Below are 18,987 nucleotides of genomic sequence, written 5' to 3' on the forward strand. Positions count from 1 at the left end.
GTGTGTTCCGCGTCCACGACGGTAACGCCGAGCGCCCCCGGCTGTCATGCCCGTATCGGTATACGGTCATGACAGTCGGGGGCGCCGGCGTCTCAGGGGCCCGCCGGGAGAGTTCAGCCCTTGAGCGCCGCGGCGATGGCCTCGGAGAACGGGGTGGTCGGGCGGCCGGTCAGCCGGGACAGATCGCCGGTGGCGACGACCAGCTCGCCCTTCTCGATGGAGGCGTCCACGCCGGCGAGCGTCTGCGCCAGCGGCTCGGGCAGGCCGGCGCCGGTCAGGATCCCGGTGAGCACGTCGGTCGAGACCGGGTTGTAGGTGATCTCCCTGCCGGTCTGACGGCTCAGCTCGGCCGCGTACTCGGCGAAGCTCCACGCGGTGTCGCCACCCAGCTCGTACGTCTTGTTCTCGTGCCCCTCACCGGTCAGCACGGCGACGGCGGCAGCGGCGTAGTCGGCGCGGGCGGCGGAGGAGACCTTGCCCTCACCGGCGGCGGCCACAACCGCGTTGTGCTCCAGCACAGGGGCGAGGTTCTCGGTGTAGTTCTCGTGGTACCAGCCGTTGCGCAGCAGGGTGTAGGGCACGCCGGAGTCCAGGAGCAGCTCCTCGGTGCCGCGGTGGTCGTCGGCGAGTGCGGCGGTCAGCGTGCCCGGGGCGCTGGTGTAGGCGAGGAGGGCGACACCGGCCGCCTTGGCGGCGTCGATGACGACCTTGTGCTGCTGCACGCGGCCCTTGTCGAACTCGTTGCCGGAGATCAGCAGCACCTTGTCACCGGCGGAGAAGAGCCCGTCGAAGGACGCCGGGGCGTTGTAGTCGGCCGACGCGATCTTCACACCGCGCTCCGCGAAGTCGGCGGCCTTGTCCGCGTTGCGGACGACCGCGGTGATCTGCTCGGCGGGAACCTTCTCCAGCAGCTGCTCCACGACGTGACGGCCGAGGTTTCCGGTGGCTCCGGTGACGATGATGCTCATGAGGGCGACTCTCCTTGTGGGGTGCGATGGCACTAACCCTACGAGAGGCGCTAACTCTTGGAAAGTACCCACTTTGAAGTAAGGTACTGGCATGGCAGTAAGTAACGGCGACGCCGAGGCCCTGTGCCCGTACCGGCTGGTGCTGGAGCACGTCACCAGCCGCTGGGGCGTGCTCGTGCTGAGCGAGCTCCTGGACCGCCCGCACCGGTTCAGCGAGCTGCGCCGGGCGATCAGCAGCTACGGGGGCCGGGGCGTCAGCGAGAAGATGCTCACGCAGACGCTCCAGACTCTGGAGCGCGACGGCCTGGTCCACCGCGACGCCAAGCCCGTGATCCCGCCCCGCGTCGACTACTCCCTCACCGACCTGGGCCGCGAGGCCGCCGAGCAGGTGCGGGCTCTCTCCGAGTGGACGCGCCGGCGCATGGACGAGGTGGACAAGGCCCGCCGGGCATACGACGAGGCCCGGGCCGCGTCCTGAGACGGTCCCGGGCCTCGCTCTCCCAGGGATGATCAGCCGACGACCGTCCAGGTGTCGCCGCCCGCCAGCAGCGCCGCCAGATCGCCCTTGCCGTGCTGCTCGATCGCGCGGTCCAGCTGGTCGGCCATCTGCGTGTCGTACACCGGCCGGTCGACGGAGCGCAGGACGCCGATCGGCGTGTGGTGCAGGGTGTCCGGGTCGGCGAGGCGGGACAGCGCGAACGCCGTGGTCGCGGACGCGGAGTGCGCGTCGTGGACGAGCACCTGGTCCTCGTTGTCCGGCGTCACCGCCACCACCTTCAGATCACCCGTCACCGGATCCCGTACGACACCCTTGGCCAGGTCGCTGCCGAAGCGGATCGGCTTGCCGTGCTCCAGCCGGATCACCGCCTCCTCGGCCTGCTGCTTGTCCTTCAGCGCGTCGAAGGCGCCGTCGTTGAAGATGTTGCAGTTCTGGTAGATCTCGATCAGGGCCGTGCCCTGGTGGGCGGAGGCCTGGCGCAGCACCTCCGTGAGGTGCTTGCGGTCCGAGTCGACCGTCCGCGCCACGAACGACGCCTCCGCGCCGATCGCCAGCGACACCGGGTTGAAGGGCGCGTCCAGCGAGCCCATCGGCGTCGACTTGGTGATCTTGCCGACCTCGGAGGTCGGCGAGTACTGGCCCTTGGTCAGTCCGTAGATCCGGTTGTTGAACAGCAGGATCTTGAGGTTGACGTTGCGGCGCAGCGCGTGGATCAGGTGGTTGCCGCCGATGGACAGCGCGTCACCGTCACCCGTGACGACCCACACCGACAGGTCGCGGCGGGAGCTCGCCAGACCCGTGGCGATGGCCGGCGCGCGACCGTGGATGGAGTGCATCCCGTACGTGTTCATGTAGTACGGGAAGCGCGAGGAGCAGCCGATGCCCGAGACGAAGACGATGTTCTCCTTCGCCAGCCCCAGCTCGGGCATGAAGCCCTGCACCGCGGCGAGGATGGCGTAGTCGCCGCAGCCAGGGCACCAGCGCACTTCCTGATCGGACTTGAAGTCCTTCATCGACTGCCTGCCCTCGGCCTTGGGGACGAGGGAAAGCGCTTCGATGGTGCCCGTGCCTTGCGTGGACGTCTCAGCCATCGATGGCCTCCTTCAGAGCCGTGGCGAGCTGCTCCGCCTTGAACGGCATACCGTTGACCTGGTTGTACGAGTGGGCGTCCACCAGGTACTTCGCCCGGATGAGCGTGGCGAGCTGCCCGAGGTTCATCTCGGGGATCATCACCTTGTCGTAACGCCCGAGCACCGTGCCGAGGTTCTTCGGGAAGGGGTTGAGGTGGCGCAGATGCGCCTGCGCGATCGACTCCCCGGCCCGGCGCAGCCGCCGCACCGCGGCCGTGATCGGCCCGTACGTCGAGCCCCAGCCGAGGACCAGGGCCCGGGCGCTGTCCGGGTCGTCCACCTCGACGTCCGGGACGTCGATGCCGTCCACCTTCGCCTGCCGGGTGCGCACCATGAAGTCGTGGTTGGCCGGGGCGTAGGAGATGTTGCCCGTGCCGTCCTCCTTCTCGATGCCGCCGATCCGGTGCTCCAGACCCGGAGTGCCCGGGATCGCCCACGGTCGGGCGAGTGTCTGCGGGTCGCGCTTGTACGGCCAGAACACCTCGGTGCCGTCGTCGAGCGTGTGGTTCGGCCCCTGCGCGAACTGCACCCGCAGGTCCGGCAGCTCCTCCAGGTCCGGGATGCGCCACGGCTCGGAGCCGTTGGCCAGATAACCGTCGGAGAGGAGGAACACCGGCGTGCGGTACGTCAGCGCGATCCGGGCGGCCTCCAGTGCGGCGTCGAAGCAGTCCGCCGGCGTACGGGGCGCGACCACCGGGGCCGGGGCCTCGCCGTTGCGCCCGTACATCGCCTGGAGCAGGTCCGCCTGCTCGGTCTTGGTGGGCAGACCGGTCGACGGGCCACCGCGCTGGATGTCCACGATCAGCAGCGGCAGCTCCAGCGAGACGGCCAGACCGATCGTCTCCGACTTCAGCGCCACACCCGGGCCGCTCGTCGTCGTCACGGCCAGCGAACCGCCGAAGGCAGCGCCCAGCGCCGCCCCGATCCCGGCGATCTCGTCCTCGGCCTGGAAGGTCCGTACCCCGAAGTTCTTGTGCTTGCTCAGCTCGTGCAGGATGTCCGACGCCGGCGTGATCGGGTACGACCCCAGGTACAGCGGCAGATCCGCCTGCCGGCTCGCGGCGATCAGGCCGTACGACAGGGCGAGGTTGCCGGAGATGTTGCGGTAGACACCCGGCGGGAACGCCGTGACGGCCGGGGCGACCTCGTAGGAGACGGCGAAGTCCTCGGTGGTCTCGCCGAAGTTCCAGCCGGCCCGGAAGGCGGCGATGTTGGCCGCCGCGATGTCGGGCTTCTTCGCGAACTTCGACTTGAGGAATCTCTCCGTGCCCTCGGTGGGCCGGTGGTACATCCAGCTCAGCAGGCCCAGCGCGAACATGTTCTTGCTGCGCTCGGCCTCCTTGCGGCTGAGGTCGAACTCCTTCAGCGCCTCCACGGTGAGGGTGGTCAGCGGCACGGGGTGAACGTGGTAGCCGTCCAGCGACCCGTCCTCCAGCGGACTGGTGTCGTAGCCGACCTTCTGCATCGCCCGCTTGGTGAACTCGTCCGTGTTGACGATCACCTCGGCACCGCGCGGCAGGTCGCCGATGTTCGCCTTCAGTGCGGCCGGGTTCATCGCCACCAGCACGTTCGGCGCGTCACCGGGCGTGAGGATGTCGTGGTCGGCGAAGTGCAGCTGGAAGGACGACACGCCCGGCAGGGTCCCGGCGGGCGCCCTGATCTCGGCCGGGAAGTTCGGCAGCGTCGACAGGTCGTTGCCGAACGACGCGGTCTCCGAGGTGAAACGGTCACCGGTGAGCTGCATGCCGTCACCCGAGTCCCCCGCGAACCTGATGATCACCCGGTCGAGGCGACGAACGTCCTTCGTGCCCGCCGCTTTGCGCTGCTCTCCTACGACAGTTTCGTCGGCCTGCTCCGCTGGGCTACTGACCTGGCTGGTCACTGAACTGGACCTCCCTCGAGGCGGCTGTCCGGGAAGGCCTTCCCGCAGGCACTCCCAGGATCAACACTACGACCGTAAGGGTCGCCTTCTTGGGGTCATTCGCATGTTGGACACGACTTTGAGACGATCCAGCACTCTGACGCGCATGTCAGGAGTTTCATGAATTGAGGTACGTCAGCACGGCCAGCACCCGGCGGTGGTCCCCCTCGCTCTGGGAGAGCCCCAGCTTCAGGAAGATGTTGCTGACGTGCTTCTCGACCGCTCCGTCGCTGACCACGAGCTGCCGGGCGATCGCCGAGTTCGTCCGGCCCTCGGCCATCAGCCCCAGCACCTCCCGCTCCCGCGGGGTCAGTCCCGCCAGCACGTCCTGCTTACGGCTGCGGCCCAGCAACTGCGCGACGACCTCCGGGTCGAGGGCCGTACCGCCCTCGGCCACCCGCACCACCGCGTCCACGAACTCCCGCACCTCGGCCACCCGGTCCTTCAGCAGATAACCGACGCCCCGGCTGGATCCCGCGAGCAGCTCCGTGGCGTAGCGCTCCTCCACGTACTGCGACAGCACCAGCACACCGAGCCCCGGGTGCGCCTTGCGCAACTGCACCGCCGCCCGCACGCCCTCGTCGGTGTGCGTCGGCGGCATCCGCACATCGGCGACCACGACGTCCGGCAGCTCGCCCTGCGCGTCCAGCTCCGTGATGGTCTTGATCAGCGCCACGCCGTCACCGACCCCGGCGACCACCTCGTGCCCCCGGTCGGTCAGCAGCCGGGTCAGGCCCTCCCTGAGCAGCACTGAATCCTCGGCGATGACCACGCGCACCCTGTCCTCCACGATGTTCGGCCCCCCACAGCCCGACGCCGCCCGTCCGCAGCCCACAACGGCTCCGCGCCCACCCGTGCGACGGGTCCAGCATTTCAGGAACGGGCGCCGAATGGGGGTGGACCGGCTCGTTGTCCGAGCGATCCGACGATCCGGGTGGGGGGCGATCCGACCGATCCGGCGGGGGGAGCCGAAGGTCACCTCACGTGCGCGCCCCGCCACGGCAACTCCGCGGTCACCCTGGTCGGCCCCCCCACCGGCGAGTCCACCACCAGGATCCCGTCCACCGCGTCGAGCCGCTCCGCCAGCCCCGTGAGACCGGAGCCCTGGGACACATCGGCCCCGCCCACGCCGTTGTCCACGACCTGGAGCATCAGCCGGTTCTCCGTCCGCCACACCTCCACGCCCGCCCAGGTCGCCCGCGCGTGCTTGCTGACGTTCTGCAGCAGCTCCGACACCGTGAAGTACGCGATCCCCTCGATCGCCGGCGCCGGCCGCTCCGCCAGGTCGACCTCGACCTGCACCGGAACCGTGCAGCGCGAGGAGACCGCGGACAGGGCCGCGTCCAGGCCGCGGTCGGTCAGCACCGCCGGGTGGATGCCCCGGGCCAGGTCCCGCAGTTCCTGGAGCGCCGTCTTCACCTCTCCGTGTGCCTCGTCCACCATCCGCGCGGCCGTCTCCGGGTCCTCCTGGAGCTTCTCCTTCGCCAGCCCCAGATCCATGGCCAGCGCCACCAGCCGGGCCTGCGCCCCGTCGTGCAGGTCCCGTTCGATGCGCCGCAGGTCCGCCGCCGCCGTGTCGACCACGACCCCCCGGTCCGACTCCAGCTCCACCACCCGCGAGGCCAGCCGCGACGGCCCGAGCAGCCCGTGCACCAGCAGCCGGTCCACCGTCGTCAGCGCCCGCACGATCCACGGCGTGGCGATCGTCAGCAGCAGACCCACCAGCGCGGTCACCGTGATCTCGAAGGGGTTGTCCAGATAGACCCGGTGCGCTTCGTCGCCGTACAGCTGGATCCCGTCCTGCCCGGCGTACATCGGGAACACCCAGAACCACAGCGGGTACGTCAGCAGTGCCCAGCCCAGCACCCAGAGGTTCACGGCGACGACGAACGAGAACACCGCCCACGGCAGGTGCAGCACCGCGTACAGCAGCGCCCGCCACGAGGCGCCGCTCTTGAGGACGGCCCCCATCCACGCCATCGCGCCCGGCTTCTTCAGCCGCAGCGGCTCCGGGCCGGCCACGTCCAGGTCCAGCAGCGCCCGCGCCCGCCCCCGCTCCAGCGCCCCGAGGCCACGGCACCCCGCGAGCCCCGCCGCCAGCACCGGTATGCCGAGGAACGTCACCAGCAGTCCCGCCCCCAGCGACACCATCGTGACCGCGTAGGTGAACAGCAGGATGCTGATCGGCAGGCTCAGCAGCACATATCCGAGCTCCCGCCAGGTGCGGCCCTCGACCGGCGCCCGCAGCGCGGCGGGCAGCCGGTGCCGCCTCTCGGTGCTCCCGGGGAACCCGGGCCTGCCGTCGAGCCCGTATCCCTGTCCGTACTCCGTGGCCATCGGCGTCGTCCTTCTCCCTCGTCCTGCGGCTGTCTCCCCGTACCTCCACCCTGCTGCGCCGCAGGTCGGCGGACCATGGAGTCCGTCGGCGTCTTGGACGGGGGGTTATCCCCACCCGTGGGCGCCGCTCAGGGGGCGCCCGTGCCCGAGTCGTCCGTGCGGTCGCGCCAGGGCAGTTCCGCCGTGACCGTCGTCGGGCCGCCCTCGGGGGACTCCAGGACGAACAGCCCGTCGACGGCGTCCAGCCGCTCGGCCAGGCCCCGCATCCCCGTACCGCCGTCGAGGCTCGCGCCCCCGCGGCCGTCGTCCCACACCTGGATGAGCAGCCGGTCGTTCGTCCGCCACACATCCACCGACGCCGACTTCGCCGCGCTGTGCTTGCTGACGTTCTGCAGCAGCTCCGAGACGGTGAAGTAGGCGATGCCCTCGATGGCCGCGGCCGGCCGCGCCGGCAGGTCGACCGTCACCTTGACCGGAACCGTGCAGCGCGAGGAGACCGCGGACAGGGCCGCGTCCAGACCGCGGTCGGTCAGCACCGCCGGGTGGATGCCCCGCGCCAGGTCGCGCAGCTCCTGGAGCGCCAGCTTCACCTCGCCGTGCGCCTCCTCGACCATCGCCGCCGCCGCGTCGGGGTCCTCCAGCACCTTCTCCTTGGCCAGGCCCAGCCCCATGGCCAGATTGACCAGCCGGGCCTGCGCGCCGTCGTGCAGGTCCCGCTCGATGCGCCGCAGGTCGGCCGCCGCCGTGTCGACCACGACCCCCCGGTCCGACTCCAGCTCGGCGATGCGCCGCTCCAGCTCGTCGGAGGGCGACAGCAGCCCGCGCACCATGGCCCGATCGGCGTTGGCCAGGCCCCGCGCGATGAACGGCAGCACCGGCCACAGCACGAACAGCGAGGTCAGCGTGATGGCGAAGGTGAGGACACCCCACGGCAGCCGTATGAACTCGTACAGCACCGTGCGCCAGCCCACCGGGTCCTTCAGCGACATCCACAGCTTCTGGAGGAAGCCGCCCCGGCCGCGCAGCGGCAGCCGGCTCGGCTCGTCCACCCGCACCCCGAGCAGCGCCCTGGCTCTCGCCCGCTCCATCCGGCCCAGCAGCCGAGCGCCGCCCAGACCGGCCGCGAGCAGCGGGAACCCGATCACCGTGACCGTCAGCCCGAAGCTGGTGAACATCGCCGTCACGACATAGGTGAAGCCGAGCAGCGCCACCGGAAGGTTCGCCAGGAGATGCGCGATCTCCTTCCAGGTGTGCCGGTCGTAGGCGAGGCGGGGCGGCGGCGGGCGGTCGTCCGGCCCGGCCGCCGTGGGGGCCGCGCTCGTGCCCAAGGGCGGGATGCGTTCGGTCATATGCGTTAGCGTGCCCGGCGGCGGGCACCCGCGCCATGAGGCAGACCGCCAGGATCGACTGAGGTAAACCCCACCCCCGCATGCCAGGGCGTGACGGGCTGCTTACCCTGCCTTTATCAGGGCCTAGACTCCCGTGCGTACAGATCGTCGAACGGCGGCGTCCGTTCTTCGTCGAACGGCGGCGTCCGTTGTTCCCGGCCGTGCCCCGGAGCCGCGGAACCGTCGCAGGATCCAGTCCGAGTTTGAGGGAGCGAGGGACGGACGTGCCGGAACCGACCGTCGTCACCACGACCGTCGTCGCGGCGGACTACTTCCAGTCCTATTCGGTCGTCGGACTGCTCGCCGTCATCGGCGTGCTGTTCGTCGCCGTCGCCTTCGGGGCCGGTCGCCTGCTGCGGCCCGTGGTCCCCACACCCGAGAAACTCCTGACGTACGAGTGCGGCGTCGACCCCGTCGGCGAGGGCTGGGCCCACACCCAGGTCCGCTACTACGTCTACGCGTTCCTGTACGTGATCTTCGCCGTCGACTCGATCTTCCTGTTCCCCTGGGCGACCGTCTTCGCAGCCCCCGGCTACGGCGCGACGACCCTGGTGGAGATGTTCATCTTCCTCGGCTTCCTGGCCGTGGGCCTGCTCTACGCATACAAGAAGGGCGTCCTGGCATGGACGTGACCCCCGCCGGCACCGAGCCCGAGCCCGTGCTGCTTCCCGAGCCGAAGCGGCTCGGCGCCCTGGCGCGTCTCGCACCCGAGCCGATGAAGGTGATCCTCAACTGGGGCCGCCGCTACTCGCTCTGGGTCTTCAACTTCGGCCTGGCCTGCTGCGCGATCGAGTTCATCGCCGCGTCGATGGCCCGCCACGACTTCATCCGCCTCGGCGTCATCCCCTTCGCGCCGGGCCCGCGCCAGGCCGACCTGATGGTGGTCTCCGGCACGGTCACGGACAAGATGGCGCCGGCGGTGAAGCGCCTCTACGAGCAGATGCCGGAACCCAAGTACGTCATCTCCTTCGGCGCGTGCAGCAACTGCGGCGGCCCCTACTGGGACTCGTACTCCGTCACCAAGGGCGTCGACCAGATCATCCCCGTCGACGTCTACGTCCCCGGCTGCCCGCCCCGGCCCGAGGCGCTGCTCCAGGGCATCCTCAAGCTCCAGGAGAAGATCGCCCGCGAGTCGCTGGGGGAGCGGTACGGAAGCGGCGCCGCCCGTCCTTCGGCAGCGGCGCTGCAGAGCGGTCTGGTGCAGCCGCCGGTTCCCGCCCCGGGCACCGACTCGACTCCGGGGGAGGGACGATGACCGCGGTCGGCTGGCTCCCCGCCGACGCCGAGGAACTCTTCGGCACGGACGCCACGGCCGAGGAGTCGTACGAGGTCCTGACGGTCGACGTACCGCCGACGGCCTGGATCTCCGCCCTGGAGACCGCACGCGACCGCCTGACCTGCACGTACTTCGACTGGTTGAGCGCGGTCGACGAACCGGGCACGGGCTTTCGGGTCACGGCCCACGTAGCGGCGCTGTCCCCGCTCCGCCGTCTCCTCCTGCGTACGACGGTCCCGCACGAGGCCCCCACCCTGCCCTCGGCGGTCGGTGTCTACGCGGGCGCCGCCTGGCACGAACGCGAGACGCACGAGATGTTCGGCATCACCTTCGAAGGCCACCCGGCGCTGGACCACCTGCTCCTGCCCGAGAACTTCGAAGGCCACCCCCTGCGCAAGGACTTCGTCCTGGCCGCCCGGGTCGCCAAGGCCTGGCCGGGCGCGAAGGAGCCCGGCGAGTCGGAACACGGCGGCCCCAAGCGCCGTCAGATGCTTCCACCCGGCGTCCCCGACCCGAACGAATGGGGCCCCCTGAAGGGCCAGCTCCCCCCGGCCCCGGCCCGCGGCGCCGGCCGCGCGGCAGCCGACCGCCCGGCCCGGGGCACCGCCCGCGCGGCGGGCGAACGCCCGGTACGGCGAACCCGCTCGGCTGCGGCGGGCTCGGCAAGCCAGTCCGCTGCCCGTGACACGACGACTCCGCCCCCGGCTGCCCCGGCTGTCCCCCCTTCGGAACGACCGCGTCGTAGCCGCTCGGCGGCGGAGGGTTCGGCGAGCCAGACGTCCAAGGGTCCCGAAGCCACGACCTCGGGTCTCGAAGCCACGACCTCAGGTTCCGGAGACACGACCTCAGGTGCCGAATCGGCGATCTCCGGTCCCGAAGCCACGACCTCAGGTTCCGGACACACGACCTCAGGTGCCGAATCGGCGACCTCAGGTTCCGGAGACACGACCTCCGGTCCCGAAGCCACGACCTCGGGCCTCGGATCCACAACCTCCGGTTCCGAATCCCGGGCGACCGGAGCCGAACCAGCGGTGAGCGCGACCGGCTCTCAGCCACCGGCCACCGAGCCGGAGTCCTCGGAAGCCGGGCCCGGAACGCCGACCGCCTCGGCGGAGCCGCGCCGGGCGCGTAGCGTGAGTGACGGCTCGGCGTCGCAGCAGGCCGGGTCCGCCCCCGGCGGCAACCGGCCGGGCAGGGCAGCACGGCCCCCGCGCAGCTCGGACGCCCCCTGGCACCACGCCCGCCCGGCCTTCGAGGAGCCGGCTCCCGTACCGTCCCCCGAGGCCGGCGCGCTGCCGACTCCCGAGCCGTCGGATGCCCCGAAGACCCCGAACACCACCTCGGAGTCACCGGACACCCCCGAGTCCGCTGACAGCCCTGAGCGCTCCGGCACACCTGAACCCTCGGACACCGCCGAAGCCTCAGAACCGGCGAGCAACCCGCAGCCCACCGACAACCCCGATGACCCCACAGGAGGCCCGCGGTGAACGACGTGCTCGACGTCACCCTGCGACTCCTGGTCGTCTTCGTCGTCTTCCTCACGTTCCCCCTGATCATCGGCCAGACCGAACACAAGGTCATGGCCCATATGCAGGGCCGCCTCGGCCCCATGTACGCCGGCGGCTTCCACGGCTGGGCCCAGCTGATCGCCGACGGCGTGAAGTTCGCGCAGAAAGAGGACGTCGTCCCCGCGGGCGCGGACCGCCGTATCTTCCAACTGGCTCCCGCCGTCGCCCTCCTGCCGTACCTCCTCGTCCTGCTCGCCATCCCCATCGGCCCGGACGAGGGAGCCGTCGGCCAGGTCATCGACGCCGGTGTCTTCTTCGTCCTGGCCGTCATGGGCGTCGGCGTCCTCGGCTCGCTCATGGCCGGCTGGGCGTCAGCGAACAAGTTCTCCCTCCTCGGCGGCCTCCGCACCGCCGCCCAGCTCCTCGCCTACGAACTGCCGATGCTCCTGACCGCCGCCTCGGTGGCGATGGCGGCCGGCACCGTCTCGATCCCCGGCATCCTCGACGCCTTCGAGTGGTGGTGGCTGCCCTGGCAGATCGTCGGCGCGATCGTCTTCTTCGTGGCCGGCCTCGCCGAACTCCAGCGCCCGCCCTTCGACATGCCCGTCGCCGACTCGGAGATCATCTTCGGCGCGTACACCGAGTACACGGGCCTCCGCTTCGCCCTCTTCCTCCTCGCCGAGTACGCCGGGATCGTCGTCCTGTGCGGCCTGACCACCGTCCTGTTCCTCGGCGGCTGGCACGGCCCCTGGGGCGCCGACGGCCTCGGCTGGGTCTGGACCCTGCTGAAGACCGCCGTACTCGCCTTCCTCGTCATCTGGCTGCGCGTCACCTACCCCCGCCTGCGCGAGGACCAGCTCCAGAAACTGTCCTGGACCCTCCTCGTCCCCCTCTCCCTCGCCCAGATCGCCCTCACCGGCATCGTCAAGGTGGTGATCAACTAACCATGGCCCCCATCCCCGGCTCCGGCCTCGCCAAGGGCCTGGCCGTCACCCTCCGCACGATGACGAAGAAGTCCGTCACCGCGCAGTACCCCGACGCCCAGCCCGACCTCCCGCCCCGCACCCGCGGTGTGATCGGCCTGTTCGAGGAGAACTGCACGGTCTGCATGCTGTGCGCCCGCGAGTGCCCCGACTGGTGCATCTACATCGACTCCCACAAGGAGACGGTCCCGGCGGCGACCCCCGGCGGCCGCGAACGCAGCCGCAACGTCCTCGACCGCTTCGCCATCGACTTCTCTCTGTGCATGTACTGCGGTATCTGCATCGAGGTCTGTCCTTTCGACGCCCTGTTCTGGTCCCCGGAGTTCGAGTACGCCGAGACCGACATCCGCGACCTCACCCACGAGCGCGACAAGCTCCGCGAGTGGATGTGGACCGTCCCGGCCCCGCCGGCCCTCGACCCCGGCGCGGAGGAGCCGAAGGAACTCGTCACCGCCCGCAAGACCGCCGACAAGCTGGCCGCCCAGCAGGCCCCGCCCGCCACCGAACCGCACGCCGACGAGCAGGCCCGGGCAGCCGAGCGGCCGACCCGCCCGCAGGGCGACTCCAAGCAGCAGACGGATCAGCCGGCCCCGCAGACGGATCAGCCGAAGCCGGGGCAGGAGGGCCGGGAATGACCGCGTTCGCCACGGCCGCCGAAACCCACGGCTTCCTCTCCCCGACCGGCGTCGAGATCGCCTTCCTCCTCGTCGGCCTGGTCACCTTCGGCGCCGCGCTCGTCACCGTCACCACCCGGCAGCTGGTGCACGCCGCCCTGTGGCTGGTGGTCACCCTCGGCGGCCTGGCCGTCGAGTACCTCCTGCTCACCGCCGAGTTCATCGCCTGGGTGCAGGTCCTCATCTACGTCGGTTCCGTCGTCGTCCTCCTCCTGTTCGGCCTGATGCTCACCAGGGCCCCCATCGGCCGCTCCCCGGACGCCGATTCCGGCAACCGCTGGGCCGCCCTCACCGTGGCCGTCGCCGCCGCTGCCGCCCTGGTCTGGGTGGTCGTCGACGCCTTCCGCACCACCTGGATCGACCTGGACGGCCCCGCCGCCGGCTCCACCGAGGCCACCGGCGCGAGCCTCTTCCAGAACTGGGTCCTCCCCTTCGAGGCCCTCTCCGTCCTCCTCCTCGCCGCCCTGGTCGGCGCGATCGTCCTGTCCCGCAAGGCGAAGACCGCCGCGGCGCCCGCGGCTGGGAGCACCCCGGCCGCCCCGAGCGAGCAGGACCGGAGCGAGAAGGAAGGGACCCGCTGATGCACCTCGCCTATCCCGCCGTCCTCTCCGCCCTCCTCTTCTGCACCGGCCTGTACGGCGTCCTCGCCCGCCGCAACGCGATCCTGGTCCTGATGTCGGTCGAGCTGATGCTCAACGCCGTCAACCTCAACCTGGTCGCCTTCGACGTCTGGCTCAGCAGGACCGCCGAGGAGACCCTGCACTCCGGCCAGGCCCTCACCCTGTTCACCATCGCCATCGCCGCCGCCGAGATCGGCATCGGCCTGGCGATCGTCCTCGCCGTCCACCGCAACCGCGGCACCGCGGACATCGACAAGCTCCGCGACACCGCCGAACGGCACGACCCCGACGGCACCGACCACGACGCCCTTACGGCCGAGCAGTCCGGCGAGGCCCAGAAGGCTGAGGCCACCGCGTGACCACGACCACCCTCGCCGTCCTCGTCCCCCTCCTTCCGTTCCTCGGCGCCGTCGCCGGCCTGCTCCTGGGCCGCACGGCACCGGGCTTCGTCCGCCCGCTCGCCGTCCTGCCGACGCTCACCTCCCTGGTGCTCGCCGCGCTGGTCGCCGTGCGGCAGGGTGGTGACGCGGGCGTCAACGCGGCCACCGAACTCACCCCCACCGGCTCGGTCCCGATCGAACTCGCCCTGCACATCGACGGCTTCGCCGCCCTCGTCGCCGTCCTGGTCGGCCTGGTCGCCTCCTGCGTGCAGATCTACTCGACGGGCTACCTGCGGGACGACCCGCGCTACCCCTCGTACGCCGCCCTGGTCTCCCTGTTCACCTCCGCGATGTTCCTGGTCGTCTACTCCGGCGACCTGATCGTGCTGCTGGTCGGCTGGGAAGTCATGGGCATCTGCTCCTACTTCCTGGTCGGCCACTACTGGGAGACCCCTCAGGCCCGCGCCGCCTCCCTCAAGGCCTTCCTGGTCACCAAGTTCGGCGACGTCCCCTTCCTCATCGGCCTGTTCGCCCTGGCCGCCGACGCCGGTTCGTTCCGCATCACCCGGGTCCTGGGCGCCGTCGCGAGCGGCGGACTCGACCACCCGACGCTGATCGCCCTGCTGCTCCTGGCGGGCGTGGCGGGCAAGTCCGCGCAGTTCCCGCTGCACACCTGGCTCCCCGACGCGATGGCGGGCCCGACCCCCGTCTCCGCGCTGATCCACGCCGCGACGATGGTCGCCGCCGGTGTCTACTTCATCGCCCGTCTCCTCCCGGTCTTCGAGGCCTCCCAGGCAGCGATGGTCGTCCTCGCCGTCATGGCCGCCGTCACGATGACCGGCTCGGCGCTCGCCGCGCTCGCCCAGGACGACATCAAGCGCGTCCTCGCCTACTCGACGATCGGTCAGCTCGGCTACATGACCGGCGCCCTCGCCGTCGGCGACCGCGGAGCCGCCGTCTTCCACCTCCTGTCCCACGGCGCCTTCAAGGCGCTGCTGTTCCTCGCGGCCGGCGTGATCATCCACGCCGCCGGCACCAACTCGCTCGCCGCCATGTCCCGTATGCGGAACCTGCGCGACCGCGTCCCCGACGCCTACTGGACGATGACCGTGGCGCTCCTCGCGCTCGCCGCGATCCCGCCCTTCAGCGGCTTCTTCTCCAAGGAGGCCGTCCTCGGCGTCGCCGAACACGTCGTCACCGGACACACCGAGCACGCCCCCGCCGCCGCGGGCTGGATCGTCCTGGTCGCCGGTCTGCTCACGGCCGTGTTCACCGCCGCCTACGCGATGCGCCTGTGGCTGCTGGCCTTCCGCGGCCGGGGCGCCGAAGCCCCCGACCACGGCAGGCAGCCGCTGACGATGACCGTCGTGCTGTGGGTGCTCGCCGCCCCGTCACTGGCCCTCGGCGGATTCGCGTTCCGCCTGCTGCCCGACTGGTTCGACGGCCGCGATCTCAGCCCGACCCTCACCACCTCCGTGCTCGGCACGGGCGTGGCCCTGGTCGGCGGCATCGCCACCTACGGCGCCTGGCGGCACACCACCGCGCTTACCGCACCCGTCCCGCTGGGCGCGGTCGCGGCCCACCCCGAGGGCGACGCCGCCCAGGTCGAGGCGGAGGCAATCGCCACCCACGAGCCGGCCTACGGCAACATCGCCTACGCGCCCGACCCCGCCGACCCCGGACGGCTCCTGCTCGGCCCGCTGCACCGCCACGCGGCCGCCGGCTTCCACATGGACGCCCTGTACAGCGCCCTCTTCGTCCGACCGGTCCAGGCCGGAGCGAGCCTCGTCCGGTTCCTCGACCGGGAGGTCGTCGAGACCTACGTACGCGGCGCCGGTGCGCTGCCCCGCTGGCTCGGCGCCGCCGTACGGCGCGCCCAGACCGGCAACGTCCAGACCTATGTGAGCGCGCTGCTCGCCGGCACCGTCGTCCTCGCGGTCGCCGTCGTCCTCGTCGCCACGGGAGCGTGAGCAGGCGTGATCGATATCAACGAGTCCGTGATGCAGTTCCTTCTGGCATTCGTCGTCGTCGGCCCGCTCCTCGGCGCCGCCGCGGCTCTCCTGCCGGCCCCGCCCGGGCTGAAGGGGAAGTCACCCGAGCAGGCCGTGCTCCGGCACGGCGTCACCGTCACCGGCGCGGTCCTCATCGCGGCGATCGTCCTCGCGGTCGGCTTCGACCACGACCAGCCGTCGAAGATGCAGGCCAGCACGGACATCAGCTGGATCCCCGCACTCGACGTGCGCATCCACCTCGGCATCGACGGCATCTCCCTCCCCCTTCTGGTCCTGACCGCGCTGCTGACCTTCCTCTGCGCGCTCTACTCGTACTTCAAGCAGCAACATCAGTGGCTGACGCCGCGGGCCGAAGGCCCGAGCCCGAAGGCCTTCGTCGCGCTGCTGCTCGTCCTCGAGTCCGGCACGCTCGCGACCTTCGCCGTCCTCGACCTGCTGCTGTTCTTCCTCGCCTTCGAGATGGTCCTCATCCCGATGTACTTCCTCATCGCACGCTGGGGCGGCGAGGGCCGGAGCCAGGCCGCGTGGCGGTTCATCCTCTACACGCTGCTCGGCTCCGTGGTCATGCTGCTCGGCCTGCTCCTGATCGGGCTCAAGGCGGGCACGTTCGACATGATGGCACTCGCCACTGACAACGGCCGGTCGCTGACCACATCCGTGCAGGTCATCGCCGTTCTGGCGATCGGGATCGGGCTCGCGGTCAAGACGCCGATGTGGCCGCTGCACAGCTGGCTGCCCGACGCCCACACCGCCGCGCCGACCGTTGGCTCCGTCCTGCTGGCCGGTGTCCTGCTGAAGATGGGTACATACGGATTCGTCCGGATCATCCTCCCCATCGCCCCGGACGGCTTCCGCACCTTCGCGCCCTACCTCGCAGCGCTCGCCGTCGTCGGCATCATCTACGGATCCCTGGCCTGCCTGGCCCTCGCCAAGCCGGGCGCGAAGGGCGACCTCAAGCGCCTCATCGCCTACTCCTCCGTCGGCCACATGGGCTTCGTCCTGCTCGGCATCTCGTCGATGACCCCGACCGGCGTGAACGGCGCCCTGTTCGCCAACATCGCCCACGGCCTCATCACCGGCCTGCTCTTCTTCCTCGTCGGCGCCCTGAAGGACCGCACCGGCACCACCGACCTCGACACCCTCGCCGAGGAGACCGGAGCCGCGCTCTACGGCAAGGCCCCGCGCCTCGGCGGGCTGCTCGCCTTCGCCGCGGTCGCCTCGCTCGGCCTGCCGGGCCTGGCCGGGTTCTGGGGCGAGATGCTGGCCCTGTTCGGGGCGTTCCAGCCGGCGGCCGGCCTCAGCCGTCCCGCCTTCCTCACGTTCATGGCGATCGGCGCTTTCGGGACGCTGCTGACGGCCGCGTACCTGCTGGTCGTGGTCCGCCGCGTGTGCATGGGCGCCCTGCCGCAGGACGCCCCCAGGCTCACCGACGTCCGCAGCTACGAGTTCGCGGCCTGGACCCCGCTCGTCGTCCTCACCGTCGTCGCGGGCCTGTGGCCCAAGGCCCTCCTCGGCCTGAGCGACCCGGCCGTCCAGCAGCTCCTCGCAGGAGGCACCCGATGAGCTCCCCGGCCCACCCCCTGGCTGCGTCGCTGGTCCAGTCCGTCGACTGGCTCGCCATCGCGCCGCCCACCATCGCGGCGGTCGTCGGCCTCGTCGTCCTGGTCGCCGACCTGTTCGTCGCCGAGCACCGCAAGACGCTGCTCGGCTGGACGTCCGTGGCCGGTCTGGCCGCCGCCACGCTGATGCTGCTGCCCCTCCTGGACGGCGACCGCAGCACCTTCTGCCTGACCGGCGACACCACCGTGTGCAGCTACACGGCCGACCGCTTCACCCTGATCATCCAGTTCCTGGTCCTGGGCGGCGCCCTCCTCGCCGCCCTCCTGTCGGTCACCGCCCTGAAGGACGCCCGCAAGGAGCTGCCCGAAGGGGAGTACTGGTTCCTGCTGCTGTCCTCCGCGGCCGGCGCCGCCCTCCTTCCCGCCTCCCGCGACCTCGCGACCCTGATCGTCGCCCTGGAGGTCGCCTCCCTGCCCGCCTTCGCGCTGGTCGGCCTCCGGCACGGCGACCGCAAGTCCTCCGAGGCGGCCCTGAAGTTCTTCCTGTCCTCGGTCACCGCGACCGCGGTCAGCCTCATGGGCATCAGCTTCGTGTACGCCTCCACGGGCACCCTCTACCTCACCCAGGTCGCCGACCGCATCCAGAACGTCGACGGACAGCTCCACACGCTCGCCCAGACCGGCGTCGTCCTCACCCTCGTCGGCTTCGCCTTCAAGACGGCCGCCGTGCCCTTCCACTTCTGGGTGCCCGACACCTACGTGGGGGCGCCCCTGCCGATCGCCGCCTACCTGTCGGTCATCGGCAAGGCGGTCGGCTTCAGCGGCCTGATCCTCGTCACGGTCGTCGCCCTCCCCTCGTACGCCGACGTCTGGGGCCCCGCCCTGGCCGTCCTGGCCGCACTCACCATGACCGTGGGCAACGTCGGCGCCCTGCGCCAGCAGGCCACGCGCGCGTACAGCGCGGTACGCCTGCTCGCCTGGTCGTCCGTCGGCCAGGCCGGCTACCTCCTGGTGCCGATCGCGGCCGCCGCGTACTCCGGGGACGCCGAGAAATCGATCGGCTCCACCGTCGCCTACGCCCTGATGTACGGCGCCGTGAACCTCGGGGCCTTCGCCGTGGCCGCGCTCGTCGGGCGGACGAAGTTGCTCAACCGCGTCTCCGACTACCGCGGCCTGTACGCGTCGAGCCCCCTGTCCGCGCTGCTCCTGGCGTTCTTCCTGCTCTGCCTGGCCGGGCTGCCGCCGGGCATCATCGGCCTCTTCGCCAAGGTCACCGTCTTCTCGGCGGCCGTCGACGCCGGCCTCGGCTGGCTGGCCGTGATCATGGCCGTCAACGTCGTCATCGCGCTGTTCTACTACCTCCAGTGGACAGCCCTGCTCTTCCGCGCCCCCGAGGGCGAACCCGAGAAGCGCCGCGTCCCCAAGCCGCTCACGGCCGCGATCGCGCTGACCGGCGTCCTCGGCATCGCCCTGTCCGGCGCGCCCCAGTTGGTCCTGCGCTTCACCGACACGGCCCTCTTCTGAACGACAGGCGCATTCGCCACGCGCGCGTGGGGCACCCGGCCCTCCAGGCGCGCGTGCCGCGTCCGGGAGCCGTTCACCCGGACGGTCCACACCCGCCGCCGCGCGCACAAGGGAACTAGTGCCTCCCGCCTGGCGTTGACCAGTACGGGAGGGTCCACTGGACGTGACATCACGGCACCAGTGGCACCGCAGATCAGCAAAGGTCCCC

The 18,987-nt window shown here is 71.0% G+C and carries 17 protein-coding genes; 11 read left to right on the forward strand and 6 right to left on the reverse strand.

From position 1 onward, the window contains the following. Positions 1–113: 113 nt before the first annotated feature. Positions 114–968 carry an SDR family oxidoreductase gene (locus tag AC07F0_RS09525; RefSeq protein ID WP_478976472.1) on the reverse strand — a complete coding sequence of 285 codons (855 nt, stop codon included), beginning with the start codon at positions 966–968 and terminating at the stop codon, positions 114–116. A 91-nt stretch (positions 969–1,059) separates the two neighbouring features. On the opposite strand from AC07F0_RS09525, the gene AC07F0_RS09530 reads away from it, so the two are divergent. Next, entirely contained in the window at positions 1,060–1,446 is a 387-nt protein-coding gene (locus tag AC07F0_RS09530; RefSeq protein ID WP_478976475.1) for a winged helix-turn-helix transcriptional regulator, read from the forward strand. A 32-nt stretch (positions 1,447–1,478) separates the two neighbouring features. On the opposite strand, the gene AC07F0_RS09535 is transcribed toward AC07F0_RS09530, so the two are convergent. From AC07F0_RS09535 to AC07F0_RS09555, 5 genes are all read right to left on the reverse strand, one after another. Continuing rightward, positions 1,479–2,558, reverse strand: a complete 1,080-nt coding sequence (locus AC07F0_RS09535; protein WP_478976478.1) for a 2-oxoacid:ferredoxin oxidoreductase subunit beta — start codon at positions 2,556–2,558, stop codon at positions 1,479–1,481. Beyond that, positions 2,551–4,479, reverse strand: coding sequence for a 2-oxoacid:acceptor oxidoreductase subunit alpha (locus tag AC07F0_RS09540; RefSeq protein WP_478976481.1), 1,929 nt, complete (start codon positions 4,477–4,479; stop codon positions 2,551–2,553). The genes AC07F0_RS09535 and AC07F0_RS09540 overlap by 8 nt, the downstream gene beginning before the upstream one ends. Before the next feature lie 157 nt (positions 4,480–4,636). Next, positions 4,637–5,308: a LuxR C-terminal-related transcriptional regulator gene (locus tag AC07F0_RS09545; protein WP_436725761.1), complete on the reverse strand. Its 672-nt coding sequence runs from the start codon at positions 5,306–5,308 to the stop codon at positions 4,637–4,639. 185 nt (positions 5,309–5,493) lie between these two features. Beyond that, positions 5,494–6,855 carry a sensor histidine kinase gene (locus AC07F0_RS09550; RefSeq protein WP_478976484.1) on the reverse strand — a complete coding sequence of 454 codons (1,362 nt, stop codon included), beginning with the start codon at positions 6,853–6,855 and terminating at the stop codon, positions 5,494–5,496. Positions 6,856–6,983: 128 nt separating this feature from the next. Further along, on the reverse strand, positions 6,984–8,204 hold the full coding sequence (locus tag AC07F0_RS09555) for a sensor histidine kinase (protein ID WP_478976487.1): 1,221 nt from the start codon (positions 8,202–8,204) through the stop codon (positions 6,984–6,986). 263 nt (positions 8,205–8,467) lie between these two features. On the opposite strand from AC07F0_RS09555, the gene AC07F0_RS09560 reads away from it, so the two are divergent. From AC07F0_RS09560 to AC07F0_RS09605, 10 genes are read left to right on the forward strand one after another with little or no spacing between them, the layout of a single operon-like run. Then, positions 8,468–8,875, forward strand: coding sequence for an NADH-quinone oxidoreductase subunit A (locus AC07F0_RS09560; RefSeq protein WP_356013050.1), 408 nt, complete (start codon positions 8,468–8,470; stop codon positions 8,873–8,875). After that, on the forward strand, positions 8,866–9,498 hold the full coding sequence (locus tag AC07F0_RS09565; protein WP_478976490.1) for an NADH-quinone oxidoreductase subunit B: 633 nt from the start codon (positions 8,866–8,868) through the stop codon (positions 9,496–9,498). The genes AC07F0_RS09560 and AC07F0_RS09565 overlap by 10 nt, the downstream gene beginning before the upstream one ends. Beyond that, positions 9,495–11,006: an NADH-quinone oxidoreductase subunit C gene (locus tag AC07F0_RS09570; RefSeq protein ID WP_478976492.1), complete on the forward strand. Its 1,512-nt coding sequence runs from the start codon at positions 9,495–9,497 to the stop codon at positions 11,004–11,006. The genes AC07F0_RS09565 and AC07F0_RS09570 overlap by 4 nt, the downstream gene beginning before the upstream one ends. Then, entirely contained in the window at positions 11,003–11,971 is a 969-nt protein-coding gene (locus AC07F0_RS09575; RefSeq protein ID WP_478976495.1) for a complex I subunit 1/NuoH family protein, read from the forward strand. Before AC07F0_RS09570 ends, AC07F0_RS09575 begins: the two co-directional genes overlap by 4 nt. Before the next feature lie 2 nt (positions 11,972–11,973). Then, positions 11,974–12,645: a NuoI/complex I 23 kDa subunit family protein gene (locus tag AC07F0_RS09580; RefSeq protein WP_478976498.1), complete on the forward strand. Its 672-nt coding sequence runs from the start codon at positions 11,974–11,976 to the stop codon at positions 12,643–12,645. Continuing rightward, the gene (locus AC07F0_RS09585) at positions 12,642–13,265 is read left to right on the forward strand and encodes an NADH-quinone oxidoreductase subunit J family protein (RefSeq protein WP_478976501.1); all 624 of its coding nucleotides are present in this window, start codon (positions 12,642–12,644) and stop codon (positions 13,263–13,265) included. Before AC07F0_RS09580 ends, AC07F0_RS09585 begins: the two co-directional genes overlap by 4 nt. Beyond that, positions 13,265–13,663 carry an NADH-quinone oxidoreductase subunit NuoK gene (gene nuoK, locus AC07F0_RS09590; protein WP_020275039.1) on the forward strand — a complete coding sequence of 133 codons (399 nt, stop codon included), beginning with the start codon at positions 13,265–13,267 and terminating at the stop codon, positions 13,661–13,663. Before AC07F0_RS09585 ends, nuoK begins: the two co-directional genes overlap by 1 nt. Continuing rightward, positions 13,660–15,654: an NADH-quinone oxidoreductase subunit 5 family protein gene (locus tag AC07F0_RS09595; protein WP_478976504.1), complete on the forward strand. Its 1,995-nt coding sequence runs from the start codon at positions 13,660–13,662 to the stop codon at positions 15,652–15,654. Before nuoK ends, AC07F0_RS09595 begins: the two co-directional genes overlap by 4 nt. A gap of 6 nt (positions 15,655–15,660) precedes the next feature. Further along, positions 15,661–17,259, forward strand: coding sequence for a complex I subunit 4 family protein (locus tag AC07F0_RS09600; protein ID WP_478976507.1), 1,599 nt, complete (start codon positions 15,661–15,663; stop codon positions 17,257–17,259). Further along, a complete protein-coding gene (locus AC07F0_RS09605) occupies positions 17,256–18,779 on the forward strand; it encodes an NADH-quinone oxidoreductase subunit N (RefSeq protein ID WP_478976509.1) in 1,524 nt (507 codons plus the stop codon). Before AC07F0_RS09600 ends, AC07F0_RS09605 begins: the two co-directional genes overlap by 4 nt. The last annotated feature ends 208 nt before the right edge of the window (positions 18,780–18,987 follow it).

Source organism: Streptomyces sp. NPDC045955 (assembly GCF_056430805.1).

Bases quoted from the DNA above. Each gene is read 5' to 3' on its own strand.
- AC07F0_RS09525 (WP_478976472.1), bottom strand. From the start codon at position 968: ATGAGCATCATCGTCACCGGAGCCACCGGAAACCTCGGCCGTCACGTC.
- AC07F0_RS09530 (WP_478976475.1), top strand. From the start codon at position 1,060: ATGGCAGTAAGTAACGGCGACGCCGAGGCCCTGTGCCCGTACCGGCTG.
- AC07F0_RS09535 (WP_478976478.1), bottom strand. From the start codon at position 2,558: ATGGCTGAGACGTCCACGCAAGGCACGGGCACCATCGAAGCGCTTTCC.
- AC07F0_RS09550 (WP_478976484.1), bottom strand. From the start codon at position 6,855: ATGGCCACGGAGTACGGACAGGGATACGGGCTCGACGGCAGGCCCGGG.
- AC07F0_RS09555 (WP_478976487.1), bottom strand. From the start codon at position 8,204: ATGACCGAACGCATCCCGCCCTTGGGCACGAGCGCGGCCCCCACGGCG.
- AC07F0_RS09565 (WP_478976490.1), top strand. From the start codon at position 8,866: ATGGACGTGACCCCCGCCGGCACCGAGCCCGAGCCCGTGCTGCTTCCC.
- AC07F0_RS09570 (WP_478976492.1), top strand. From the start codon at position 9,495: ATGACCGCGGTCGGCTGGCTCCCCGCCGACGCCGAGGAACTCTTCGGC.
- AC07F0_RS09580 (WP_478976498.1), top strand. From the start codon at position 11,974: ATGGCCCCCATCCCCGGCTCCGGCCTCGCCAAGGGCCTGGCCGTCACC.
- AC07F0_RS09585 (WP_478976501.1), top strand. From the start codon at position 12,642: ATGACCGCGTTCGCCACGGCCGCCGAAACCCACGGCTTCCTCTCCCCG.
- nuoK (WP_020275039.1), top strand. From the start codon at position 13,265: ATGCACCTCGCCTATCCCGCCGTCCTCTCCGCCCTCCTCTTCTGCACC.
- AC07F0_RS09605 (WP_478976509.1), top strand. From the start codon at position 17,256: ATGAGCTCCCCGGCCCACCCCCTGGCTGCGTCGCTGGTCCAGTCCGTC.